Genomic DNA, 24,815 nt, shown 5'->3' on the forward strand with positions numbered 1-24,815 from the left:
CAAGGACATGGTTAAGGCGATAGGAGGCTGTCTGATCGTATATGCCTCATTTATGGTGGGACATGCCATAGGGCAGTTGCATGGGCGCATGGTTAAGGAGATGGAGGAAATGCTGCTCTTCATACAACTGTTCAAGGGGCAGATCATGTATGCCGGATCGGAGCTCCCGGAGATACTCGCCGACAGTGCAAAGCGTCTTAAGGGAAATGTTGGTAAATGGGTGAACGGTCTGGCGGAGATGTCTGAGAAGAACAGGGATAGGCCATTTGCAGAATTGTGGACAGACTCACTGGCGATGCTGAGGCGGGACAGTGCCCTGAGCTTGGAGGTGCTGGCGGATGTGGACAGGCTTGGAAAGATAATGGGAGATATGGACGTTGAGGCACAGCTCTCAAGGATAAATCTTGTGGAAGATATAATTACGGACAGATACCAGCGGGAACGCGCCAGAAGTTCCGGGATAAAGAGGCTTGCCAATTCACTTGGGCTGCTTGGAGGCGTATTCATAGTTATATTGCTCATGTAGGTTAAGAGGGAGAGACGATGACGATCCAGATACTTCTAAAAATAGGTGCAGTGGGAATTCTGGTGGCACTGCTCAACCAGATACTAAAACATTCAGGCAAGGAGGAGCACGCCTATCTGCTCAATCTGGCGGGACTCATCATTGTGCTTTCCTGGGTTATCCCGTACATAAGTGACCTGTTCAACGAGATCATGGATATTGTAAATATAGGACAATAAATGAGAGTAGATGTGGGGGTAAATGATGAATCTCATGGCGGTTTCTCTGGCTGCGGTGATCGTGGTTCTGATAGCGGTGAAGATAAAAGAACTGGATTCCGGGTACGGGATCGTGTTGTCCATAGCCGGGTGTGTGATGCTCATGTATTTTGTTGTGAGCAGGTTCAGACTTATAGCTTCGTACATAGACAGGCTGACTGCGTACGTGTCGGTGAATATTTCATATATAGACGTGATCCTGAAAATGATAGGTATAGCGTATATATGCCGATTTTCATCAGATATCTGCAAAGATGCCGGCTGCAATGCCATGGCATCCCAGGTGGAGATGGCGGGAAAGATAACTCTTATTCTGCTTAGTATGCCCATACTCATGGGAGTTATAGATCTGGTGGTGACCATAGTTGAGGGGTAATTTGATAGTGGTGGTGATGATGCTCTTTATGGGGGTGTCAGTGCCTGATGCGGCAAATGTGTGTAATGAGAGTAAAGTTGAATCATATGATACAGATATCAAATATTGTCCAGAATTTTATGCTGAGAATGAAAAGGAAAATACCACGGAAGGAGACTCTGATATTAACTCAGATATATTGGAGGACGACTCCGTCATCGGAAGCCTCAATGAGATCACAAAAGACAAATCCGACGTGACCTTCTACGACATATACGAGTCCCTAAAGAGTGGTGACGTGGATTACACCATAGACATGGCACTAAAAGTGTTTTCCGACAGTGTCATATACGAGGTCAGGACAAGCAGGGGGCTGGCGCTGCAGATCATAGCGGTGATCGTGCTCGGAAGTACATTTGCCCAGCTTGCGGGAAATATGGGCGAGTATGTATCCGCCCATGGTTTCATGGTTACATACATGGTGTTGTTATCGCTGCTGCTGGGGGATTTCGTCCTAGTGCAGTCCATCGTGCAGGACACCATAGGAGATGTCACGGAGTTCATGAAAGCGTTCTATCCCATGTATGCTTCGTCTGTGTTATATGTGAGCGGTCCGGAGAGTGCCGGATATTCACAGTCGGTCATAATCCTGGTGATATACATTTGCCAGAATGTGATAATAAGGTTCATACTCCCCCTCATCAAATGCGGCGGGCTCATAGCACTCATAAATAATCTTGGAAGCGAGGATTATTTCTCCCGGATGGCGGGGCTTATGAAGAGCCTGGCGGTGTGGGGAATGCGGACAATGTTTGCGGTGGTAACCGGGATAAATGTGGTCAAGAGCATGATAGCACCGTCCATGGACAGGCTTTCAAGAAATGGCATACTCAGGACATTGGGAAAAGGTGCAGGGATGTCCACGGTGAGCGCTGTCATCAGTGTGATGGTGAGCACAGGAGAATTTATCAGAAACTGTATGGGGATGGCGTGTACGATCATGATAGTCATACTGGCCGCAGTGCCAATGATCAAGATAATCGTCATCATGTTCATATTAAGGTTCATCGCCGCGGTGGTGCAGCCGGTAGGAGACAAAAGATATGCCGAGGCAGCAGGCATCATGGCGGAGACAGTGGAGCTTATGCTGAGGGCGTGCGGAATAAGCGTGATGATGTTCATCATAAGCATAGCCCTGATGTCGGTGAACATATCATAGAACGGATGGAGGATGCCCATGCTTGCTGAGTGGCTGAAAAATATAGTTGTGTGCAGTATACTTTTTTCTGTCGTGCTGTATATTGCCCCGGATCCAAAGATGCGCAGATATGTCCAGGCGGCTGTGGGATTTGTCATGATGATGGTTGTGATAAATCCTGTAATAGGCTGGCTTGGGTATGCGGACAGGATAGAGTTCAATACATACAGTGAATCGCTTGGAATGGACGTGGCCGAGGGCGATGATGAGATGTATGTCAGGGCCATGGAGGAGGTAGTGGAGCGGTTTATATCTGACAATTGTAATGCCGATGCGGTGGTGCGTATAGTCACCGGGGAGGAGCTTGGGATAGACAGCATGGAGATATCCATACAGTCTGATAAAGTAGACACAGACGGGATAAGATCTGCGGTGTCAGAGGAATACGGCGTTGATGAGAACAGGATTACCATCAGGAGGGGCAATACAGATCATATGCAGGAGGGACTGTAGTGGAGGATTCTAAGAAAAAGGGAATATCGGGGATTATGAATATATTGAAGAGCAGCAACAACAGATTATACAAGTTGCTGCTCATTTTGCTGTCAGGGATATGTCTGATGATAGTTGTGTGGCCGGCAAATAACAGCAAGACTGATAAAAATGACCAAAAGAGCGGATGGACCGGACAGTCCGATGAGACAGACGCGGATGTGACCGGCGGAAATGACCGGAATATGTCAGGGGATACCACGGATTATGTGGAGTATATGGAGGAGAGACTCACATCAGTGCTTGAGCAGGTGGACGGAATATCGGATGTGAGAGTGATGATAACGGTCAAGGACAGCGGTGAGAACATAGCACTCAAGGACTCCGGAAGCAGTTCCAGTGAGAACGGCGACAGCAGCCAGAGAAGCGTGTCGGAGGAGACGGTCATGGTGAGTGAGGGCAGTGGGAGCTCGCCGTATGTGGTCAGGTACAGGGAGCCGGAGACCGAGGGTGTGGTTATCATTTGCAAGGGGGTGGAAAATGGCGATACAACGCTGAAGATAACGAATGCAGTGCAGGCATTATTTGACGTGCCGACGCATAAGATTGTGATATTAGAAGCAAATTAATGTGGAGGGACTATGAAGAAATTCAGTGGAAAGAACAGACTGGCGGTCATCGCACTTGCAGTTATGATAGGGGTGGCCGGTTACATGAGCTTTGCGGATGCAGGAAAGGACAAGAAGAAGGAAAAAGCTGACAAAAAACAGGTGGAGGTGATCAACTATGAGGATCTCTCGTCCATGGCGGAAAATGAGAACTCACAGGCGGTGAAGGATGAGAATGGCCAGACCGAGGATGTGGAGCTCAATGGCCAGGAGGATGAGATCGGTGACGCTGTACTCACCAGTGCACAGGTGACAAGCAATATGGCCGCGGCAAAGCTGAACCGTGAGCAGAGCAGATCAAGGAGCAAGGAAGCTTTGATGGATGTGATAGGTGATGAGGCACTCAGCGATTCGGCAAAGAAGGAGGCGACAGATACATATGTGAAGCTGAACGATACCATAGAGAAGGAGACAGATGTCGAGACAGTTCTGGCGGCAAAGGGGTATAGCGATGCCATAGTGACGATAAGTGATGAGGCTGTTGACGTGTCGCTGAATGTGGAATCGCTGTCGGATACCGAGAGAGCACAGATAGAGGACATAGTTATCCGAAAAACAGGGTATGATATAAGCAGTGTTGCAATATCTGTCATGGGTGGCAAATAGACAGCGGAAGGATAAGCCGTGAATCGCATATACTTGCAAAATAGCTGCCTTCAGATTATAATAAGATTCAAATAACCCATACGAAACGGGAGGTATGACCATGAGTGATAAGTTGAATGATGATATCGTGATTGAAGGCAGCGCGGTTCAGGATAATTCTTACAATATAGAAGAGAGCAATTCTCTGGGCAAAGTCCAGATAGCGGATGACGTAGTGGCTATCATAGCAGGGCTTGCAGCCGGAGAGGTTGAAGGTGTATACAGACTTACAGGCAACCTTCCAAATGAGCTTGCCTCAAAGTTCGGAAAGAAGAACCCTGCAAAGGGCGTTAAGGTAGAGCTTCTTCCCGGCAAGGTAAAGGTTGATATTGCGATAGAGGTTCTGTACGAGTACAGCATACCATCAGTATCAGGCCAGGTTCAGGATAAGGTCAAGCAGGCTATAGAGACTATGACAGGACTGAGTGTTGAGGAAGTCAACATAAGGATAGCCGGTGTACGTGTTGGAGACGGCAGATAGGATACAGATAAAGCTTTATATAGTGGAGAGGAAGATATGACTAGAAGAGAGATAAGAGACAGGATATTCAAGATAGTATTTACACTGGAGTTCAATGACGCTGAGGGCATGCAGGATCAGCTTGATTTTGCATTTGACCCTGAGATGCCGGGAGATGAGGAGGACGATCCGCTTCTGTACGGAATAGTCAGCGATGAGGACAGAGATTATATAACCACCAAGGTTAAGAATATCATCTCTAAGAAAGCAGAGATAGATGAGATCATTTCACAGATATCAGAAGGCTGGAAGCTTCCTCGTATAGGCAAGGAGGAGCTGGCTATATTAAGGCTTGGTGTCTATGAAGTGAAGTACGATGAGAGCATACCGGAGAAGGTCGCCATCAATGAGGCGGTTGAGCTGGCAAAGAAGTATTGTGATGCATCGGCGAGCAAGTTCGTGAATGCACTTCTTGCAAAGCTTGTATCCGGTGATAAGGACAAGAAGGAGAGTGGCGCAGATGCCACAGCAGAATAACATATATACAGTCAAGGAACTCAATGAGAGGATACAGGAGTTGGTCAGCGGCGAGCCGTGGCTTGGCAGTCTGGGGGTTGAGGGAGAGATCACAGGACTCGGAACAGACAAGAGAGGTCATATGTATTTCAGTCTCAAGGATCCCAGCGGAGTTCTGGCGGCTGTTATGTTTGCGGGAAAACAGGTATATGGACTCAAGTTTGCTCCGAAGAACGGAGACAAGGTTCATGCATTTGGTCATATTGATGTCTTCGTGAGAGACGGAAAGTATCAGCTCTATGTAGACAGGCTGGTGCGTGTGGGTGACGGCGAGGTGAATGCCAAGCTGGAGAGACTCATAGCCAGACTGGACGGCATGGGGCTGTTTTCGCAGGAATACAAGAAGCCTATTCCCGCCTACCCGAGGCGTATTGGTATAGTGACGGCGGGGGCAAAGGCTGCGATAAGCGATATCCGTGCAGTGGCAAAACGGAGGGATCCGTATGCCCAGCTCTATTGTTATCCTGCGACCGTGCAGGGACAGTATGCGGCGGCGGATATATCCAGAGGAATCGAGATACTTGATTCCATGGGGCTCGACCTCATAATCGTTGGAAGAGGCGGAGGCTCCAAGGAGGATCTGTGGGCGTTCAATGAGGAGCAGGTGGCATGGGCCATATTCAATGCGGAGACGCCTATCATATCGGCTACGGGGCATGAGATAGACACCACAGTTGCGGACATGGTTGCGGACAGGAGAGAATCCAATCCGTCCACGGCTGTCATGCATGCGCTTCCGGTGGTGGCAGAGACAGTTGCCGGATTTGACAGGAGACTTGAACAGCTCACCATGCTGATATCCGGCAGGATAGACAGACTTGCGAGGAGTCTGGATGGTTATGACAGGCAGCTCAGACTTTTGAGTCCATCCGGAAGAATGGACAGTCAGAGGCAGCAGCTTGACAGAATAGAGAAGCAGATAAATGGGCTGATGGCGGATAAGATAGAGGATAGATCGGTGCACTGTGACAGGCTTCATGACAGGATGAAGAGCGCGATGGGCAGAAAGTACGACATGACAAGGAATGCCCTGGCGGTCATGACGGAGAGGATACATGGCCTTTCGCCTACAGCTAAGCTCATAAATGGATTTGGATATATTTCATCGGATGGTGAGCCTGTCAGATCTGTGTCAGGGATCACACCTGGGGATGATATAGAGATAACTCTTCATGATGGAAGAATACAGGCGGTCGTGGCTGACGTGACCGGGCAGGAGGAATAGATATGGCAGAAGATACACAGAATATGGATACAGCGGACACTCTTCAGGATGTGTCCATAGAGGAGGCTCTTGCCAGACTTGATGAGATAGCGGCTGCGCTTGAGAATACTGATACGGGGCTCAAGGAGTCCATGGAGCTTTATTCTGAGGGCGTCCAGCTCATAAACAGATGCAGGAATTACCTGTGCGATGTTGAGAAAGAGATGATAACACTTTCGGGTCAGGAGGAAGCATGATAGATAAACTTATAGCGGAGAAGGCGGCAAGGATCAACGATATAGTTGAGAGCTATCTGCCACCTGCAGACGGATTTAACAGGACAGTGTGTGAGGCCATGGCGTACTCGGTAGAGGCGGGTGGAAAGAGGCTTCGTCCCATGCTCATGGAGGAGACATACAGGCTGTTCGGCGGCAAGTCAGAGGTTATAAAGCCGTTCATGGCTGCGATAGAGATGATACATACATATTCACTCATACATGACGATCTTCCGGCTCTGGACAATGACGATTACAGGCGCGGAAGAAAGACATCCCATGTGGTATTTGGCGAGGCGATGGCCATTCTTGCGGGGGATGCGCTGCTCAATTATGCATATGAGACCGCATGTAAGGCATTTGGCATGGGTGAGGATATACATGCTGTGGCGTCTGCGATGTGTGTGCTTGCGCAGAAGCCGGGGATAAACGGCATGATAGGCGGTCAGGTTGTCGATGTGGAGATGACCGGCAAGGAGCTCTCAAAGGAGCAGCTTGAATATGTGTATGAGAACAAGACCGGAGCCCTCATAGAGGCATCCATGATGATAGGCGCGATACTTGCGGGGGCAGACGAGGCTAAGGTTGCGGCGGTACACAAGATAGCATCGGACGTCGGCATGGCATTCCAGATCCAGGACGATATTCTGGATGTCTGTGGAGACAGTGCGCTTCTTGGAAAGCCGACGCTGAGTGATGAGGAGAATGGCAAGGTTACATATGTCACGATACATGGAATTGATGAATCCAGACGTTATGTGACTGAGCTGTCGGAGAGAGCAGTAAGAGAATTGGAAGAGATAGGCGGGGACAATGAGTTTCTGAAGGAATTGGTCATCTGGCTGATAAACAGGGATAAATAGGACTCCTCTCGTGGTGTGCATATGAATATACTGGATAGAATAAATAAACCAAACGATATAAAGGATATAGACAGGGAAGATCTGCCGGAGCTGGCGGATGAGATCAGAGAATTTCTGGTGTCGCATGTGAGCGAGACCGGTGGACATTTGGCTCCGAATCTTGGATGCGTGGAACTTACCATGGCACTTCACAGGGTTTTGGATTTCCCTGAGGATAAGCTTATATGGGATGTGGGACATCAGTCCTATGTCCACAAGATACTGACGGGCAGGAAGAATGAGATGGGCACTCTCAGACAGTTTGGAGGAATGAGCGGTTTCCCGAAGACCAGTGAGAGCCCGTGCGATGCGTTCAATACAGGACACAGCTCAACATCCATTTCCGCTGCGCTTGGAATGGCGTGTGCCAGAAGTATCAAGGGTACAAATGAGAAGATTGCCGCAGTGATCGGAGATGGCTCCTTCACAGGTGGCATGGTATATGAGGCCATGAATAATATGGCGGATATCAAGACCGGCTGCCTTGTTGTGCTGAACGATAACAATATGTCCATCGATCAGAATGTTGGCGGCATGTCCACATATCTCAGCAAGATACGTGTTGGGCAGCAGTACAATGATTTTAAGGGCAATGTGGAGAAGATCCTCATGAAGATCCCTGTGGCTGGAGAACATCTTGCCAGAGGACTGAAGAAGTCAAAGGATTCCATCAAGCAGATATTTGTGCCGGGGATGTTCTTCGAGGAGCTGGGAGTCACATATATAGGACCTATAGACGGACACGATATAGATGTGATGGAGGCCACTTTCCGAAAGGCGCTTAAGCTTAACAGACCGATCCTTGTGCATGTGAAGACAGTGAAGGGCAAGGGGTATACCCATGCCGAGAGACACCCTAGCTATTTCCACGGCGTTGATCCGTTTGATATACAGACTGGAAAGGTTATTAAGGACCGGAAGGCCATGACAAACACAGGAGTGTTTGCCAGAAAGCTGGTGGAGCTTGGCAAGGCTGATCCAAGGATAACGGCCATAACGGCTGCCATGGGCAAGGGAACAGGAGTGGCGGCATTTGCCGCGGAGTTCCCGGACAGAGCTTTTGACGTTGGCATCGCGGAGGAACATGCGGTGACGTTTGCCGCGGGACTTGCTGCGTCGGGACTGGTGCCAGTGGTTGCGATATACTCGTCATTTTTGCAGAGGGCATATGATCAGATCTTACACGATGTGTGCCTGCAGAAGCTGCATGTCATATTTGCCATTGACAGGTCAGGGCTTGTCGGTGCAGATGGCGATACACATCAGGGCATATTTGACACTGCGTTTCTGTCACATATTCCGAACATGACCATCATTGCGCCGAAGAACAGATATGAGCTCACCAGAGCGATGGAGTGGGCTGTTGCTTACGATGGTCCGGTTGCGCTCAAGTATTCCAGAGGAGAGGCTTATTATGGACTTAAGGAATACAATGCGGATATTGAGTATGGCAGGAGCGAGATGATCCACAGGGGACAGAAGCTTGCCATAGTGGCTGTTGGCAACATGGTTCAGGAGGCCGAGAAGGTATATGACAGACTGCTGGCAGAGGGAACAAATGTCACATTTGTCAATGCAAGATTTCTGAAGCCGATAGATACTGATATGATAGATGAGCTCAGCAGGGATCATGAACATATAGTGGTTATTGAAGAAGAGATAAAGCATGGCGGATACGGATCTCTGGTCGAGGAGTATGTCATGGACAGACACCTTGATGTGGATGTGACAGTGTGTGCCATTGAGGATACATTTGTACAGCATGGAAGCGTGGATGAGCTCAGGAGGATGCTGAAGCTTGACGCGGATTCGCTGTATGACAGGATAAAACATATAATATCGACAGATTGTACAGAATAAGAGGAAGACAGATGAAGAAGAGACTTGATGTTCTCCTTGTAGAACAGGGACTGGCAGATTCACGAGAGAAGGCGAAAGCCATCATCATGTCAGGAATAGTGTATGTTGACAATAACAAAGAGGATAAGGCCGGCACGACATTTGACGATACTGCTAAGATAGAGGTCAGGGGCAACACCCTCAAATACGTGAGCCGTGGAGGCCTGAAGCTTGAGAAGGCTATGGATCATTTCGGCGTGGAACTTGCGGGTAAGGTGTGCATGGATGTAGGTGCTTCCACTGGTGGTTTTACCGACTGTATGCTGCAGAATGGTGCGGTGAAGGTGTATTCCGTTGACGTGGGTCATGGACAGCTTGCATGGAAGCTCAGAAATGACGAGAGAGTTGTCTGTATGGAGAAAACAAATATACGATATGTCACACCTGAGGATATTGACGATAAGATTGAATTTGCTTCGATAGATGTGTCATTTATATCTCTTACAAAGGTGCTTCCAGCGGTAAAGGAGCTGCTTACGGATAGTGGAGAGATCGTGTGCCTTATCAAGCCGCAGTTCGAGGCGGGAAGAGAGAAGGTCGGCAAGAAGGGCGTTGTCAGAGAGCTTTCAACCCATATTGAGGTTGTGGAGATGATAGTCGGTTATGCCAGAAGCATAGGATTCCGCACACTGCACCTCAGCTATTCACCTATAAAAGGACCTGAGGGCAACATAGAATATCTGCTCCACATATCAAAGGATGAGTCGAAGACGGATGAGGAATTCGACATAAAGGCTCTGGTGGAGGAGTCCCACAACGAACTGAACAAGTCATAGAGGATACGATATGAAGAATTTTTATATAGTATATAACCCGGATAAGGATGAGGATAATCGTATAACGTCGGAGCTCACAGCGTATATTGAATCGCAAAATGGTGCGTGTAAAGCCATGGACTGCTACAGCTTCAGTGCATGTGACAAGCAGCAGGTTACGGATGAGCTTGAGAGCTTTGACTGTATACTTGTTCTTGGAGGGGATGGAACACTCCTCAATGTGGCATCCAGTGCCAGCCATGTGGAGATTCCTCTGTTCGGGATAAATCTTGGAACGGTGGGATTCCTCACTGAGGGGGAGATCACCAACTGGCAGACCATCATAGACAGACTGCTTGCGGATGATTATTCCATGCAGGACAGAATGATGATCAGGGGAACAGTCAGAACAGGAGATGGCAAGGAGTGCAGGAAGAGGGCACTCAATGATATAGTTATCAGCAGGGCAGGATTTTCAAGACTTATAGGTCTTGATGTCTATGTAAATGGAAGCTTTCTGAATGCCTATGATGGAGATGGAATCATCATATCGACCCCCACTGGCTCCACGGGTTACAATCTCTCAGCCGGAGGTCCGATCGTGGATCCTATGGCAAGACTGATGATCATCACTCCGGTATGTCCACATTCGCTGACTTCGAAGAGTATTGTGCTTCCTAGTGATGCAAAGGTTTCAATAGAGATCGCCAAGAAGAGGAAGACGCAGGACACCGAGGCGATAGTTTCATTTGACGGTGGAAATGATTTCGAGCTGGCAGCAGGCGATATCCTTGATATATGCGTGTCAAAGAGAACCACGCAGCTCGTAAAGGCGAGTGATGTGAATTTCTACGAGATACTTAGAAACAAGCTTGGGGGAAAGTGATATGAAACAGAAGCGACAGGCGAAGATTTTGTCGATAATCGAACAATATGATATAGAGACTCAGGATGAACTGCTGGAGAAGCTGGCAGAGGCGGGCTTTTCCACGACCCAGGCCACCATATCGAGAGATATAAGAGAGATCAACCTCACCAAGGTTGCCGTGGCGGGTGGCAGGCAGAAGTACACTCTGGGAAAGTCGGCAACACATGAGTCCATAGAGTCGTACAGAAAGGTTCTCGGGGCTGGCATATTATCCATGGTGCCGGCGGAGAATCTGATAGTGATCAAGACAGTGTCGGGCATGGCGATGGCAGTTGCCGCAGCACTTGACAATGTGGAGATAAATGGACTCCTCGGAAGTATAGCCGGGGACGACACCATATTCCTGGCGGTCAGAAGCCGGGAGATGACCGATTCGGTCATGAAGACGATAGATAAGATGCAGAGATGACAGCTCTCTGTAATATGTTATGTGTAATAAAGTCTGTGCGTCAACAGGAGGATACAAATGTTACTTAATGTACATATCAAGAATATTGCACTCATAGACGATGCAAATGTTAATTTTACCGATAATCTCAACATACTTACCGGTGAGACCGGTGCGGGTAAGTCCATAATCATGGGAGCCCTGAAGATTGGTATGGGAGATAAGCTTCCGAAGGATATAGTCAGGGAGCCTGACAAGGAGGGCTTCTGTCAACTGCTTTTCCTGGTGGATGATCCCCAGGTGATTGAGCAGATCAGAGATCTGGGAGTGGAGCCATCGGAGGATGGCGAGATACTCATCACGCGGAGAATAAATAATTCCAGAACCATAAACACTATAAATGATATGGCGGTGACCGCCGCAAAGCTCAGGGAGGTATCTGCGCTTCTCATAGATATGCACACGCAGCACCAGCAGCAGACGCTCCTTAAGAAAGCGGAGCATATGAAGCTTCTGGATAAATATGGCAGAGCATCCATAGATCCCCTGAAGCAGAAGGTTGCAGAGTGTCACAGAGAGTACGTCACACTCAGGCGTGAGATGGACGAGCTCTCGATGGATGAGGCGGAGCGGAGCAGAAAGGTAGAATTCCTCAAGTACCAGATTGCGGAGATCGAGTCAGCAAATATAAAGACTGGTGAGGACGAAGATGTTGAGCATCAGTACAACAGGATGGTCAATTCACGCGATATAGTTGCGGCAGCTTCGGATGTATACAGCGTTACAGGTTATGAATCTTCTTCATCTGCGGGAAATGAGATCGGCAGAGCGCTGGCATCGATGAAGGGTATAAAGGATCTCGACGGAGAGATAGACGGTCTGTATAGTCAGTTGGAAAATATTGACGCGCTGCTGAATGATTTTAACGTTGAATTAAATGATTACATGCAGAGCATGGACTTTGACGATTCTGAGTTTAGAAGTGTTGAGTCCAGGCTTGACGTCATCAATGATATAAAGGGAAAATATGGAAGCACCTTGGAAGAGGTGTTCAAATATCTGGAGGACAGCAGGAAGGAATATGAAAGGCTGTCTGAATATGACGAATATATAGCAGGACTTTCAGACAAAATAAAAAAGGCGGAGAAAGCCATGCTCAAGGCAGCAGATGCGCTTACTGCTGAGAGACAGAAGCAGGCTGAGAATCTGTGCAGAGACATCAGAGATGCACTTGCTGATCTGAGTTTCATGGAGGTTCGGTTCGACATGGTATTTGACAGGCTTCCGGAGTGTACGGCAAATGGAATCGATGACTGCTATTTTGTCATTTCGACAAATGTCGGCGAGAAGCTGAGACCGTTATATGACGTGGCTTCAGGCGGTGAGCTCTCAAGGATCATGCTGGCGATCAAATCCTGCATGGCGTCCGAGGACAATATCGGCACTCTTGTATTCGATGAGATCGATGTGGGAATAAGCGGCCGTGCAGCTCAGAAGGTTGCTGAAAAAATGGCAGTTATTTCCAGAAGCCATCAGGTTATAAGCATAACCCATCTTCCGCAGATCGCAGCGATGGCAGACAGTCATTATCTCATAGAAAAGTCTGCCGACGAGGGCAAGACAGTGACAAGGATCGTCCGATTAAGCGACGAGGAATCAACAGAGGAGATCGCAAGACTTCTCGGCGGCGTGACCATAACTGAGGCAGTCATGAGCAATGCCCGTGAGATGAAACAAATGGCAGAAAAGACAAAAAAATACTGATATAAAGTTATTCCTAACACAACATACTAAGAGTAACAGCCAAGGCTGTTACTCTTTTTTTATAAGCTATTAGTTGTTTTTAAGTATATGTAGGAGGAATAGATTATGAGGCGATATAAGAAAGTGATCATATGGGTGGCTGTGGCGGATCTGTTGCTCCTTGCAGCACTATTGGTTTTATGTGTGTTGGTGGACAGACGAGTGGATGTTGAAAGGTCAGAGAAGACAAGCTCAACACTTGATGGGGTAGTGTCAAGGGCGACCACGAAGGATGCGGAGTTTGGAAGTGATATATTTGACCGACCTGTAGTTCCGTCCGGCGAGGCGATGGGAATCTATATGAAGACGGATGGAGTTTTGGTGGTGGATGTATGCAGCTTTAAAAATGAAAATGGCGAGTCCTGTTGCCCTGCTGATGGAAAGGTCTGTACAGGGGATTATATTGTGAGTGTAGACGGTATGGAGATATCTAAGAGGTCGGAGCTGCTTGATATTGTTGCTGAAAGCCAGGGTGATAGCTTGTCCGTGAGATATATAAGGGATGGGGAGGAGAAGGTCTGTAGCATAACGCCGGAAAAAAACGAGAATGGCGCTTATCTGCTGGGCGCGTGGGTGAAGGATGATGTGTCGGGAATAGGCACGGTTACATTTGTCGACGGAACAAATTTCATGGCCCTTGGACACAGTGTGTCGGATATAGATACGGGAGTTATGATGCGGTGCAGCACCGGCGGTGTGTACACAACGGATATTACAAATATAAGCAAGTCGTACTCCTCGGAACCGGGCAGACTTCAGGGAAGCATTGCCTATAGAAGATCTTTGGTCGGCATTATTGACGGCAACAGTGCAAGTGGAATATATGGTCATCTGGACACAAGCTATTGCCAGGCAAAATACGGCGATGCGGAGCGTATGTATATAGCCAGAGGTCATGAAGTCCGCAAGGGGCAGGCTTATATAAATTCCAGAATGAGCGGCGAGCTTGAGAAGTATGAGATAGACATAGAGTATGTGGACAGGAATTCATCCGACAAGAATATAGAATTCCACGTGACCGATGATGCTCTCATAGACCTGACGGGCGGAGTGGTACAGGGAATGTCCGGTTCCCCGATCATCCAGGATGGCAAGATAATCGGCGCCGTCACCCACGTATTCGTAGACGATCCAACCAGGGGGTATGGGATTTTTATTGAAAATATGCTGGAGGAGTGAAATTAATCCTGTTTAGTGATAAAATTAAGAACAGAAGTGCCGGACTTTAGCATAAGGCAGACCGGCACACACAAACATCCCAGGAGGGCAAGAAAATCAAGGTTTCAAAAATTTCATTATGTCATACACTAAAGAATTATAAAAAAGAGAATTTGCTTCCTGATCTTTTGACAGGAATTATCATAGCGGCGGTGTCCATACCGATATCGATGGGGTATGCACAGATAGCCGGGCTGCCGGCGGTATATGGATTGTATGGTTCGGTGTTCCCGATCATAATATTTGGATTGCTGTCCACGTCGAGGCAGTTCGTGTTCGGTGTGGATGCCGCGCCTGCGGCGCTGGTCGGAGCGGCACTGGTGACGCTGGGGGTTACGCCGGGAACGGAGCAGGCGATGCAGGTCGTTCCTGTGATAACATTCTTTACGGCGCTGTGGCTGCTGGTATTCTTCCTGTTCAAGGCGGGCAAGCTTGTAAATTACATATCGACTCCTGTCATGGGCGGATTCATATCAGGAATATGCACCACCATCATACTTATGCAGGTGCCGAAGCTCTATGGAGCCGGAGCGGGAACAGGAGAGCTGTTCGAGCTTGTGGAGCACATAGCAGAGACGATAGGAGATGTAAATGTGCCGTCAATAATCATGGGACTTACGGCTCTTGCGGTACTGCTTGTTTCACGAAGATTAATACCAAAGTTTCCGATGGCGATATGCGTCATGACAGCGGGAGCGTTGCTGTCCTGCGTGATAGATATGGATGAATACGGAATAGTATGTCTGTCGGAGGTGAGCAGAGGACTTCCACAGATCGTTGTACCACAGATAGATGAGAGGATGCTTCCAAATATCATGACGGTCAGTCTGTCGATAGCAGTGGTAATCATGGCGGAGACGCTTCTGGCTGAGAACAATTTCGCCCAGAAGAACAGATATAAGATAGACGATAATCAGGAGCTTCTGGCATTTGGAATGGCAAATCTTGCAGCGGCATTCACAGGCTGCTGTCCGATAAACGGTTCCGTGTCCAGAACCACAATGAGTGAGCAGTATGGAGGCAGGACACAGCTCACTGGAATATTTGCAGGAGTAGTGATGATCGTGATCCTCGTGTGTGGAACGGGATTTATAGGTTATCTGCCGGTTCCGGTGCTCACGGCAATCGTCATCTCCGCACTCTACAGTGCTCTGGAATTTGATCTGGCGGCAAAGCTGTGGGAGGTGAGTAAGGTGGAATTCTACATATTCTGCGGAGCTTTCCTAGGTGTGCTGGTACTTGGAACGATAAATGGAGTTCTTATAGGAATCATACTCTCATTTGCCGCAGTCATAAGGAAGGCTGCGGACCCTCCGAGAAGCTTCCTTGGACTGGTACCTGGACATGAGGAATTCCTTGCGCTCGAGAGGTTCAAGCATGCATACCCGATACAGAATATAGTTATTTACAGATTCAGCAGTAATCTGTTCTTTGCAAATATAGCCATATTCCAGAAGGATATCATGGATGCGGTACAGGATGACACAAAGGCTGTAATAGTGGATGCGTCCGCCATGGGAAGCGTGGATGTGACGGCTGCCAAGACCCTCAGGATCATGTATGATACGCTGAAAGAGAAGGGGGTGAAGCTCTATATCACGGAGCATATAGGCCAGCTCAACGTCCAGCTCAGAAAGCTTGGACTTGGCGACATGATAGAGGCAGGATGCGTGAGACAGACCATGGAGAGAGCACTGTCAGACTGCGGCCTTGAGACTCCATATCCACTAGTTGGTGTACATAACAGTTATCATGACATCAGGAGAAAGAGAGCGGAGCACATGGCTCAGGAGCTTGTGTGGGCATTTGGCGATGATGCGGAAGATGTCATAGAGAAGCACATCCGTGAATCCATAGGCAGTATGAAGAACGGAACCGGGGTTGAACAGCTTATGACCGGTTTCTGGAAGCAGATGGATATACAGGATGAGGAAGAATGGCTTGAGCATATGGAGGCCCACATAGAGGAGATCGTGAGGGCCACAGGCGAGGATGAGGACTCTGTTGCAGAGCGTATCGAGCGCAGGCGGAGCCAGCTTCTTCACAGGCTTGAGAGCGAGCATCCTGAATTTGTCGACAGATATAAGGCGAGAAGAAAACGAATGGATGAGCACCTGAAGGAGCACAATCCGGCGGCCTATGATGCGATCATAAGACTCAGAGAAAAAGAACATACAAAAGAGAAGTGATCATGCGCGGCATATCGACCCGAAAAGGGAAGATATGCCGCATTTTTTCATTAAATGTGCGTATGTGGTCTGCTGGTGTCAGTCGCAGTAGAAAAAATGTTTTCCGGAAGCTGATGCTGTCGTAACTTGCGAAGTTCTATATATTCCCAAGAAAACTACATTTATATATAATGTTCGTAGTGGAATAACAGGAATAAAAAAGTAAATATTGTTATTCCGTCACTATACTTGGGAAGGAGTATAACATGAGTCATGTTAAAGTTATGATGGTAAAACATGACAAAAGAGAAATTGAACAGCTAAAGCACGTATTTGAGGATATGCCTGATTATGAGTACATTGGATGTTGTGAGAAGGGTGACGAAGCTGTTAAGAAAATTGCAGAAGATAAGCCAGACATAGTGATCGCGGACGAGGTTATACCCGGTACGGATATCACGGATATGGTCGAAGGCGTATCTGGAAATAAGAACCTGAGAAATGTCAAATTTGTGCTCTGTTCATCGAAGCAGCATAGAAATTATCTGGACTTTGTATTTTCGACGATAGGTGACAAGGCAGTGGTGAGACTGCTTGAACAGCCATACGATGAGAAGAAGGTCAGAGGTGTGCTTGATGATGCATATAAAGGTCACGGAAGCAATACGACTCAGCTTCTGAAGATGGATGAAAATGAGCAGAAGACGGACGAGCTGGAGGCGGTGGTGACCGGGATAATCCACGAGATAGGCGTTCCGGCGCACATCAAAGGCTACCAGTATCTCCGAAGCGCGATAGTCATAGCTGTGGGGGATATGGATATTTTGAATTCTATAACAAAGCAGCTTTATCCGACAATCGCCCAGATGTACGGCACAACTGCATCAAGGGTGGAGAGAGCCATAAGACATGCCATAGAGGTGGCCTGGAGCAGAGGAAAGATAGAGACTATCAACGAACTGTTTGGTTACACCATAAGTGCGGGCAAAGGAAAGCCTACGAACTCAGAATTTGTCGCTCTCATTGCCGACAAGATAAGACTGGAAGCGAAGATGAGAAATGCAGGGTAATTTGTAGTAAAATGTTGTCATAATATGTGATATTAAAAATGATATTAAAAGCACTTGACAAATTACATCATATTTAATATTATTATAAAGTAGTTGGGATAAGCGCTTAATCCTGTAAATTTATACATAACAAGGGAGATACTATGGGAAACAAAGGGATCGAAATTGTAATTGCTGATGGCGACAGCACACAGATAGCAAAACAGATCGCCACATATGCATCAAAGGACGAGATGAGAGTAGTTGATATGGTCAGCACCGGGGATGAAGCGGTGGAATCAATAAAGCTTTACAAGCCGGATATAGTGATACTGGACATTTGCCTTTCGGGAATGGATGGCTTGGGAGTGATGGAGCATATGAGTGAACTGCCTGAATATCAGAATACGATATTTGTGGTACTCACATCGGTGTCATCACAGAGACTTATAAGATGTGCATTTGAGATGGGTGCGACATATTATATCCTGAAGCCATACAATCCGGTGCAGCTTGTGACAAGACTCAGACAGATGTATATGAAGAAGAAGGAGCTTGAGTCAGGGCTGAACGACAAGCTTACATGTCTCACAGAGAAGAGTATGGCACACAAGATAGAGAATACTATAGAGAGCGATGTGACGGATATCATCAGGGATATAGGTATTCCTGCAAATATAAAGGGCTACCAGTACATCCGTGAGGGCATCATCATGGCGGTCAACGATGTGAACATGCTGAACTACATAACAAAGCTTCTCTATCCGACGATAGCGAAGAAATATAAGACCACATCCTCCAGCGTAGAGAGAGCCATAAGACATGCCATAGAGGTGGCGTGGAACAGAGGTCAGATAGACACCATCAACGATTTGTTTGGATATACAGTGAATGCGGGAAAAGGCAAACCGACAAATTCCGAGTTTATCGCACTCATAGCGGACAAGCTCAGAATAGAGTATAAGAAAAGGGCATAACAGGCTCACAGAGTAGGCAACATACCTTGAAGAACTGACAGTTATCATGTATAATAACTTAGGTACAAGAAGCAGGATACGGCAAGTACCCTGCTTTTCTTTATGTACCGGGATAATTTGCAAAATTACTAACGAATAAATAATACAAGGTGGACAAAATATGATAGAAACTGTAGTATCAGCTAACATGCTGATCGGGGAAGTCATGAGGGTGAAGAAGAACCATCTGGCTCCGGATTTCCCAACTGGAAATGAAAAGAGGCTGTGTATTGTGTCCGGTATACATGGGGATGAGGTTGCCGGACAGTACATATGTTATGAACTGATCAGAAGGATCAAGAAGGATTTTGACAAGCTTACTGGAATCGTGGATGTATATCCATTTATCAATCCTATGGGACTTGAGGCTCAGTACAGGGATGTGCCTGTATTTGACATAGACATGAACACCCTGTTTCCGGGATCAAAGGACGGAACTGTGGGAGAGTATACAGCGGCAAAGGTCATGAAGGACATAGAGGGGGCGGACATTTGTGTTGATGTCCATTCCAGCAGTGTGTACATCAAGGAGATCCCACAGGTCAGGGTTAATTCTGACGTGGCATCGGATCTTGCTCCGTATGTTGCGTGCATGAATGTGGATGTTGTATGGATACATCCGTCGTCTACGGTCATGGAGGGAAGTCTTGCACATGCCCTCAACGAGATCGGAGTCAAGAGTATGGTAGTGGAGTCCGGAGTTGCCCTCAAGATAGATTACGATTACTCGAACCAGATAGTGGACGGACTGTTCTCTCTTATGAAGAAGATGGGAATATGGCAAGGCGAAGTCGAGACTGCACATAAGCCTAAATTTGCAAAAGACAAGGATGTTGTATTTGTAAATGCTGAGAGCAGCGGAATCTTCCTTCCTGTGGCAAAGCACTCAGAATATATACAGCAGGGAGAGATCATAGGAAGAATTGTAAATGTGCTCACGGGCTCGGTGGAGGAGACCATCAGGTCGCCGAGAAGCGGCATTGTGTTCTCACTGAGAGAATATCCGGTTATAGAAGAGGGGTCACTTGTGGCCAGAATTTTCGGAGGTGGCCATGAATAAAGAGATCATATATTCCATGAATACAGCCTACAGAGGAGAGTACGAGATACAGGGATTTTCCTATGGCAGCGGAGACAAGGCTGCATGCATAGTTGGTGCTATGAGAGGAAATGAATTTCAGCAGCTCTACATAAGCTCACTTCTGGCAAAGAAGCTTGGGGAGCTGGAGGCGAGGGGCGCCATAGTGTCGGGCAAGAAGATACTTCTGATACCATCAATCAATTACAGCTCGTTCAATGTGGGCAAGAAATACTGGATAACAGACAATTCAGATATAAACAGATCATTCCCAGGCAATCCTGAAGGTCAGGCGACAAGCCGTATTGCAGCGGCGGTGATGGAGAAGGTCACCGGCTACGCATACGGAATACAGTTTGCGAGCTTCTATATGGATGGTGAGTTTATCCCGCACGTCAGGATGATAGAGACAGGCAAGCAGAGCAACAGCCTTGCCAGCCAGTTCGGTATGCCGTATGTATTGACAGCGGAGCCTAGATCATATGATAAGGCAACGCTCAACTACAACTGGCAGATGCGCGGCACGGAGGCTTTCTCGGTATATTCGGGAGTTACCGACACCATCAATGGTGAGAGTGCCAATCAGGCGGTGTCCTCAGTGCTCAGATTCCTGACACGTATGGGCGTTATAAGATACAACTGCCATGCGGGATACATTTCCACCATCATGGACGAGGAGGATCTGCTCAGCATAAGGTCCGAGCATGCCGCCGGCTTCTTCAAGAAGCTTGTCCAGCCGGGAGACGAGGTTGTACGAGGCGACATAATTGCAAATATCATCAATCCGATGACGGGCGAGAATACGACGGACATATACGCACCGACGGACGGAATCATATTCTACTGTCAGAATTCACCTATGATATACCAGAATTCGGTGATATTTAAGATGATACGAAGACTGCATAACTAGCATGGAAAGTTATGACATATTTGGTGAAAATGCAGGGTTAAGATACAATTTTATGCTTAAATAAGCTGAAAATCGGCAAAAAGATAAAAACTACTACAAAAAAAACAAGATAAATGCTATTATTAAAGAATTAAAATAACAAAAACGCTTTTACTATGGAGGTATGACATGAGTAAGGTCAAGAGAGTGTATGTTGAGAAAAAGCCTGACTATGCGGTCAAGGCGAAGGAACTTCACGAAGAGATTAAGAACTATCTGGGTATCAAGGCTGAGTATGTGAGAGTGCTTGTCAGATATGATATTGAGAACATATCAGATGAGACATATGCAAAGGCTCTTGAGACAGTATTTGCTGAGCCGCCTGTAGATGTGATCTATGAGGGTGAGCCTGAGCTTGCTGCCACAGATAAGGTGTTCTCAGTAGAGGCACTTCCAGGTCAGTTCGATCAGAGAGCCGATTCAGCAGAGCAGTGTGTAAAGCTTCTTGCAGAGGATGAGGAGCCTGTTATCAAGACTGCCACAACATATGTACTTTCGGGCGACGTGACAGACGAGCAGATGAAGGCTGTCATGGACTACTGTGTAAACCCTGTTGATTCAAGAATATGCGGTATGGAGATTCCTGAGACTCTGGTTACAGAGTTCCCTGAGCCAGCCGATGTTCATATATTTGACGGATTCAAGGACATGGCAGAGGCAGATCTTAAGGAGCTCTATGACTCACTTGGACTTGCCATGACATTCAAGGATTTCCTTCACATCCAGAACTATTTCAAGAGTGAGGAGAAGAGAGATCCATCCATGACCGAGATCAGAGTTCTCGATACATACTGGTCAGACCACTGCCGTCATACAACATTCTCAACAGAGCTCACAGATGTAGAGTTCGACGATGGAGATTACAAGGATCTTCTTGAGAAGACATTTGACGCATACAGAGCAGAGATGAAGGAGATGTACAAGGACAGAGATGACAAGTTTGTATGTCTCATGGATATAGCCCTTATGGGTATGAAACAGCTCAAGGCAGCAGGCAAGCTCGATGATATGGAAGTGTCAGACGAGATCAATGCTTGTTCTATAGTTGTTCCTGTAGTTGTGGACGGAGTAGAGGAAGAGTGGCTCGTATTCTTCAAGAACGAGACACACAACCATCCTACAGAGATCGAGCCATTCGGTGGTGCTGCTACATGTCTTGGCGGTGCTATCAGAGATCCGCTCTCAGGAAGAGGTTACGTATACCAGGCTATGAGAGTTACCGGTGCGGCTGATCCTACAAAGTCTCTCAAGGACACAATGGAGGGCAAGCTTCCACAGCGTAAGATCGTGACAACAGCAGCCCATGGTTACAGCTCATATGGTAACCAGATCGGTCTTGCAACAGGCCTTGTAAATGAGATATATCATCCAGATTATGTTGCAAAGAGAATGGAGATCGGAGCAGTTATGGGTGCAGCTCCAAGACGTGCTGTAAAGCGTCTCACATCTGATCCGGGAGATGTAATCATCCTGCTCGGCGGACGTACAGGCCGTGATGGCTGTGGTGGAGCAACAGGTTCATCCAAGGCTCACACATCACACTCACTCGAGACATGTGGTGCTGAGGTTCAGAAGGGTAACCCACCTACAGAGAGAAAGATCCAGAGACTCTTCAGAAGAGAAGAGGTTTCATCTATTATAAAGAAGTGTAACGATTTTGGTGCCGGCGGTGTGTCAGTTGCCATCGGAGAGCTGGCAGACGGACTTGTGGTAGATCTTGACAAGGTGCCAAAGAAGTACGCAGGTCTTGACGGTACAGAGCTTGCAATATCAGAGTCCCAGGAGCGTATGGCTATAGTTGTCGATCCTAAGGATGTTGACACTATGCTCGGATACGCTGAGGAGGAGAACCTCGAGGCTGTAGTAGTTGCAAAGGTTACAGAGGAGCCTAGACTTATCCTTAAGTGGAGAGGCAAGGACATCGTGAACATCTCACGTGCATTCCTCAACACAAATGGTGCTCATCAGGAGACACAGGTCAAGGTTGAAGTTCCAAGCAAGGCAGACAATTACTTTGATTCAGTTAAGGAGCCTGAGGATGTCAAGAAGGCATGGCTCGATACACTGTCAGATCTGAATGTGTGCTCACAGAAAGGACTTGTGGAGATGTTCGACAGCTCTATCGGAGCAGGAACAGTCACAATGCCTTACGGTGGTAAGTATCAGCTCACACCTACACAGACAATGATCGCAAAGCTGCCTGTACTCAAGGGTAAGACAGACACTATTACCATGATGAGCTACGGATTTGACCCATATCTGTCAAGCTGGAGCCCATATCATGGTTCAGTATATGCGGTTGTTACATCAGCAGCCAAGATAGCTGCAGCAGGTGGAGATGTAAGCAAGATCAGACTTACATTCCAGGAATATTTCAAGAGACTTGGAACAGACCCATACAGATGGGGACAGCCACTGGCAGCGCTCCTCGGAGCATATGATGTTCAGATAGGACTTGGACTTCCGTCTATCGGTGGAAAGGACAGTATGTCAGGTACATTCAATGATATAGATGTACCTCCAACACTTGTATCATTTGCAGTTGACGTGGCAAGCTACATGGACGTTGTGACACCTGAGCTCAAGAAGGCAGGCAATGTTCTTGTGGAGATGGATATAGAGAAGGACGAGAACGACATACCTGTATATGAGAATGTTCTGTACATGTATGACCTCCTGAACAAGAAGATCAAGGAGGGCAAGATCCAGTCTGCATATGCAGTTGGATTTGGCGGTATAATAGAGGCTGTCAGCAAGATGGCATTTGGAAATAAGCTCGGTGTTGAGCTTGAGGATACAGTGAGCAAGAAGGATCTTGTTGCCAAGAACTATGGCGCTATCATTCTTGAGGTTAAGGCAGCAGATCTTGATCAGCTCGGAATTCCTGTCAAGAAGATAGGTAAGGTTACAAAGGAGCCTGTATTTACATACAAGGATGTCACAATCACTATGGACGAGGCTCTTGCAGCATGGACAAAGACTCTTGAGAAGGTATTCCCAACAGAGTCAAATGTTCCACAGACAGAGATCAAGACTGGACTCTTTGATGCCAAGACAGTTTACACATCAAGGAACAAGGTTGCAAAGCCAAAGGTATTCATACCTGTATTCCCTGGTACAAACTGTGAGTACGACTCAGCAAAGGCATTTGAGAGAGCTGGTGCAGACGTACAGACGATAGTATTCAGAAATATGACTGCACAGGGAATCAGAGATTCTGTTGACGCATTTGCAAAGGCAATCAGTGATTCACAGATCATCATGTTCCCAGGCGGATTCTCAGCCGGTGATGAGCCAGACGGATCAGGTAAGTTCATCGCAACTGCATTCCGTAATGCGAAGATCTCCGAGGAAGTTATGAAGCTCCTGAACGAGAGGGACGGGCTTGCACTTGGTATCTGTAATGGATTCCAGGCACTCATCAAGCTCGGTCTTGTGCCTTACGGCGAGATCAGACCACAGACAGATGATTCACCTACACTGACAATGAACAGCATCGGACGTCATCAGTCCAAGATGGTATACACCAAGGTTGTAACAAACAAGAGCCCATGGCTGAAGAAGGCAGAGCTCGGCGGAGTATACACAATTCCTATCTCACACGGTGAGGGACGTTTCGTTGCAAGCAAGGAATGGTGCGAGAAGCTCTTTGCAAATGGACAGGTTGCAACACAGTATGTCGACATGAACGGCAACCCAACCATGGACGAGTATTACAATGTCAACGGTTCATACTACGCAATTGAGGGTATTACAAGTCCTGACGGACGTGTACTCGGTAAGATGGGACACTCAGAGCGTATCGGACAGGCTGTAGCTGTGAATGTATATGGCGACCAGAACCAGAAGATATTTGAGAGTGGTGTGGAGTATTTTAAGTAAGATGAAATCATGTCACACGGATTATATCCGGTGATATACCAATAAAAATAGCACAGATGTGCAGGAGTCATAAACAGTTTTAGATGACTGAGAATACGGGGACAGGTGAGAGTAGATTCCA

General features: G+C 47.4%; 24 protein-coding genes. All 24 read left to right on the top strand.

What is annotated here, in order from left to right; genetic code table 11:
* The first annotated feature begins 7 nt into the window (after window positions 1-7).
* The 24 genes from DXD11_RS01400 (at window position 8) to DXD11_RS01515 (ending at window position 24,694) form a co-directional block, all read left to right on the top strand.
* A complete protein-coding gene (locus DXD11_RS01400) occupies window positions 8-526 on the top strand; it encodes a stage III sporulation protein AB (protein ID WP_055272703.1) in 519 nt (172 codons plus the stop codon).
* A 17-nt stretch (window positions 527-543) separates the two neighbouring features.
* Window positions 544-744 carry a stage III sporulation protein AC gene (gene spoIIIAC / locus DXD11_RS01405; protein WP_015533564.1) on the top strand — a complete coding sequence of 67 codons (201 nt, stop codon included), beginning with the start codon at window positions 544-546 and terminating at the stop codon, window positions 742-744.
* Window positions 745-769: 25 nt separating this feature from the next.
* A complete protein-coding gene (gene spoIIIAD / locus DXD11_RS01410; protein ID WP_022216698.1) occupies window positions 770-1,159 on the top strand; it encodes a stage III sporulation protein AD in 390 nt (129 codons plus the stop codon).
* Window positions 1,149-2,357, top strand: a complete 1,209-nt coding sequence (locus tag DXD11_RS01415; RefSeq protein WP_147360964.1) for a stage III sporulation protein AE — start codon at window positions 1,149-1,151, stop codon at window positions 2,355-2,357. The genes spoIIIAD and DXD11_RS01415 overlap by 11 nt, the downstream gene beginning before the upstream one ends.
* An 18-nt stretch (window positions 2,358-2,375) precedes the next feature.
* Window positions 2,376-2,849, top strand: a complete 474-nt coding sequence (locus tag DXD11_RS01420) for a stage III sporulation protein AF (RefSeq protein WP_158547566.1) — start codon at window positions 2,376-2,378, stop codon at window positions 2,847-2,849.
* Entirely contained in the window at window positions 2,849-3,457 is a 609-nt protein-coding gene (locus tag DXD11_RS01425; RefSeq protein ID WP_118757628.1) for a hypothetical protein, read from the top strand. Before DXD11_RS01420 ends, DXD11_RS01425 begins: the two co-directional genes overlap by 1 nt.
* Before the next feature lie 12 nt (window positions 3,458-3,469).
* Window positions 3,470-4,102 carry a SpoIIIAH-like family protein gene (locus tag DXD11_RS01430; RefSeq protein WP_117548752.1) on the top strand — a complete coding sequence of 211 codons (633 nt, stop codon included), beginning with the start codon at window positions 3,470-3,472 and terminating at the stop codon, window positions 4,100-4,102.
* A 100-nt stretch (window positions 4,103-4,202) separates the two neighbouring features.
* Entirely contained in the window at window positions 4,203-4,622 is a 420-nt protein-coding gene (locus DXD11_RS01435) for an Asp23/Gls24 family envelope stress response protein (RefSeq protein ID WP_015533560.1), read from the top strand.
* A gap of 36 nt (window positions 4,623-4,658) precedes the next feature.
* Complete coding sequence (gene nusB, locus DXD11_RS01440; RefSeq protein ID WP_117548753.1) at window positions 4,659-5,138, top strand: transcription antitermination factor NusB; 480 nt, start codon at window positions 4,659-4,661, stop codon at window positions 5,136-5,138.
* Window positions 5,122-6,402: an exodeoxyribonuclease VII large subunit gene (gene xseA, locus DXD11_RS01445; RefSeq protein WP_158564570.1), complete on the top strand. Its 1,281-nt coding sequence runs from the start codon at window positions 5,122-5,124 to the stop codon at window positions 6,400-6,402. The genes nusB and xseA overlap by 17 nt, the downstream gene beginning before the upstream one ends.
* Before the next feature lie 2 nt (window positions 6,403-6,404).
* Window positions 6,405-6,638 (top strand): exodeoxyribonuclease VII small subunit, encoded by a 234-nt coding sequence (gene xseB, locus DXD11_RS01450; protein WP_015533558.1) that lies wholly within the window; start codon window positions 6,405-6,407, stop codon window positions 6,636-6,638.
* A complete protein-coding gene (locus DXD11_RS01455) occupies window positions 6,635-7,519 on the top strand; it encodes a polyprenyl synthetase family protein (protein WP_015533557.1) in 885 nt (294 codons plus the stop codon). The genes xseB and DXD11_RS01455 overlap by 4 nt, the downstream gene beginning before the upstream one ends.
* 21 nt (window positions 7,520-7,540) lie before the next feature.
* On the top strand, window positions 7,541-9,418 hold the full coding sequence (gene dxs, locus DXD11_RS01460; RefSeq protein WP_118757629.1) for a 1-deoxy-D-xylulose-5-phosphate synthase: 1,878 nt from the start codon (window positions 7,541-7,543) through the stop codon (window positions 9,416-9,418).
* A gap of 11 nt (window positions 9,419-9,429) precedes the next feature.
* On the top strand, window positions 9,430-10,233 hold the full coding sequence (locus DXD11_RS01465; RefSeq protein ID WP_118757630.1) for a TlyA family RNA methyltransferase: 804 nt from the start codon (window positions 9,430-9,432) through the stop codon (window positions 10,231-10,233).
* A gap of 10 nt (window positions 10,234-10,243) precedes the next feature.
* Window positions 10,244-11,098, top strand: coding sequence for an NAD(+)/NADH kinase (locus tag DXD11_RS01470; protein ID WP_117548757.1), 855 nt, complete (start codon window positions 10,244-10,246; stop codon window positions 11,096-11,098).
* A 1-nt stretch (window position 11,099) separates the two neighbouring features.
* The gene (locus DXD11_RS01475) at window positions 11,100-11,549 is read left to right on the top strand and encodes an arginine repressor (protein ID WP_117548758.1); all 450 of its coding nucleotides are present in this window, start codon (window positions 11,100-11,102) and stop codon (window positions 11,547-11,549) included.
* Window positions 11,550-11,606: 57 nt separating this feature from the next.
* Window positions 11,607-13,292, top strand: a complete 1,686-nt coding sequence (gene recN / locus DXD11_RS01480; protein WP_118757631.1) for a DNA repair protein RecN — start codon at window positions 11,607-11,609, stop codon at window positions 13,290-13,292.
* Between the two features lie 105 nt (window positions 13,293-13,397).
* The gene (locus DXD11_RS01485) at window positions 13,398-14,510 is read left to right on the top strand and encodes a SpoIVB peptidase S55 domain-containing protein (RefSeq protein WP_118757632.1); all 1,113 of its coding nucleotides are present in this window, start codon (window positions 13,398-13,400) and stop codon (window positions 14,508-14,510) included.
* Window positions 14,511-14,662: 152 nt separating this feature from the next.
* Window positions 14,663-16,738, top strand: coding sequence for a SulP family inorganic anion transporter (locus DXD11_RS01490; RefSeq protein ID WP_279220438.1), 2,076 nt, complete (start codon window positions 14,663-14,665; stop codon window positions 16,736-16,738).
* 245 nt (window positions 16,739-16,983) lie between these two features.
* Window positions 16,984-17,787, top strand: a complete 804-nt coding sequence (gene spo0A / locus DXD11_RS01495; RefSeq protein ID WP_117548762.1) for a sporulation transcription factor Spo0A — start codon at window positions 16,984-16,986, stop codon at window positions 17,785-17,787.
* A gap of 143 nt (window positions 17,788-17,930) precedes the next feature.
* Window positions 17,931-18,743: a sporulation transcription factor Spo0A gene (spo0A, locus tag DXD11_RS01500; protein WP_015533550.1), complete on the top strand. Its 813-nt coding sequence runs from the start codon at window positions 17,931-17,933 to the stop codon at window positions 18,741-18,743.
* Between the two features lie 160 nt (window positions 18,744-18,903).
* Window positions 18,904-19,842 (top strand): M14 family metallopeptidase, encoded by a 939-nt coding sequence (locus tag DXD11_RS01505; RefSeq protein ID WP_022216686.1) that lies wholly within the window; start codon window positions 18,904-18,906, stop codon window positions 19,840-19,842.
* On the top strand, window positions 19,835-20,773 hold the full coding sequence (locus DXD11_RS01510) for a M14 family metallopeptidase (RefSeq protein WP_015533548.1): 939 nt from the start codon (window positions 19,835-19,837) through the stop codon (window positions 20,771-20,773). The genes DXD11_RS01505 and DXD11_RS01510 overlap by 8 nt, the downstream gene beginning before the upstream one ends.
* A 168-nt stretch (window positions 20,774-20,941) precedes the next feature.
* Window positions 20,942-24,694: a phosphoribosylformylglycinamidine synthase gene (locus DXD11_RS01515; RefSeq protein WP_117548764.1), complete on the top strand. Its 3,753-nt coding sequence runs from the start codon at window positions 20,942-20,944 to the stop codon at window positions 24,692-24,694.
* Window positions 24,695-24,815 lie beyond the last annotated feature (121 nt).

It is taken from the genome of Coprococcus sp. TF11-13 (genome assembly GCF_003481085.1).
GTDB classification, from domain to species: Bacteria; Bacillota; Clostridia; order Lachnospirales; family Lachnospiraceae; genus Coprococcus; species Coprococcus aceti.

Bases quoted from the DNA above. Each gene is read 5' to 3' on its own strand.
- DXD11_RS01400 (WP_055272703.1), top strand. From the start codon at position 8: ATGGTTAAGGCGATAGGAGGCTGTCTGATCGTATATGCCTCATTTATG.
- spoIIIAC (WP_015533564.1), top strand. From the start codon at position 544: ATGACGATCCAGATACTTCTAAAAATAGGTGCAGTGGGAATTCTGGTG.
- spoIIIAD (WP_022216698.1), top strand. From the start codon at position 770: ATGAATCTCATGGCGGTTTCTCTGGCTGCGGTGATCGTGGTTCTGATA.
- DXD11_RS01420 (WP_158547566.1), top strand. From the start codon at position 2,376: ATGCTTGCTGAGTGGCTGAAAAATATAGTTGTGTGCAGTATACTTTTT.
- DXD11_RS01430 (WP_117548752.1), top strand. From the start codon at position 3,470: ATGAAGAAATTCAGTGGAAAGAACAGACTGGCGGTCATCGCACTTGCA.
- DXD11_RS01435 (WP_015533560.1), top strand. From the start codon at position 4,203: ATGAGTGATAAGTTGAATGATGATATCGTGATTGAAGGCAGCGCGGTT.
- nusB (WP_117548753.1), top strand. From the start codon at position 4,659: ATGACTAGAAGAGAGATAAGAGACAGGATATTCAAGATAGTATTTACA.
- xseA (WP_158564570.1), top strand. From the start codon at position 5,122: ATGCCACAGCAGAATAACATATATACAGTCAAGGAACTCAATGAGAGG.
- xseB (WP_015533558.1), top strand. From the start codon at position 6,405: ATGGCAGAAGATACACAGAATATGGATACAGCGGACACTCTTCAGGAT.
- DXD11_RS01455 (WP_015533557.1), top strand. From the start codon at position 6,635: ATGATAGATAAACTTATAGCGGAGAAGGCGGCAAGGATCAACGATATA.
- dxs (WP_118757629.1), top strand. From the start codon at position 7,541: ATGAATATACTGGATAGAATAAATAAACCAAACGATATAAAGGATATA.
- DXD11_RS01465 (WP_118757630.1), top strand. From the start codon at position 9,430: ATGAAGAAGAGACTTGATGTTCTCCTTGTAGAACAGGGACTGGCAGAT.
- DXD11_RS01470 (WP_117548757.1), top strand. From the start codon at position 10,244: ATGAAGAATTTTTATATAGTATATAACCCGGATAAGGATGAGGATAAT.
- DXD11_RS01475 (WP_117548758.1), top strand. From the start codon at position 11,100: ATGAAACAGAAGCGACAGGCGAAGATTTTGTCGATAATCGAACAATAT.
- recN (WP_118757631.1), top strand. From the start codon at position 11,607: ATGTTACTTAATGTACATATCAAGAATATTGCACTCATAGACGATGCA.
- DXD11_RS01485 (WP_118757632.1), top strand. From the start codon at position 13,398: ATGAGGCGATATAAGAAAGTGATCATATGGGTGGCTGTGGCGGATCTG.
- spo0A (WP_117548762.1), top strand. From the start codon at position 16,984: ATGAGTCATGTTAAAGTTATGATGGTAAAACATGACAAAAGAGAAATT.
- spo0A (WP_015533550.1), top strand. From the start codon at position 17,931: ATGGGAAACAAAGGGATCGAAATTGTAATTGCTGATGGCGACAGCACA.
- DXD11_RS01505 (WP_022216686.1), top strand. From the start codon at position 18,904: ATGATAGAAACTGTAGTATCAGCTAACATGCTGATCGGGGAAGTCATG.
- DXD11_RS01510 (WP_015533548.1), top strand. From the start codon at position 19,835: ATGAATAAAGAGATCATATATTCCATGAATACAGCCTACAGAGGAGAG.
- DXD11_RS01515 (WP_117548764.1), top strand. From the start codon at position 20,942: ATGAGTAAGGTCAAGAGAGTGTATGTTGAGAAAAAGCCTGACTATGCG.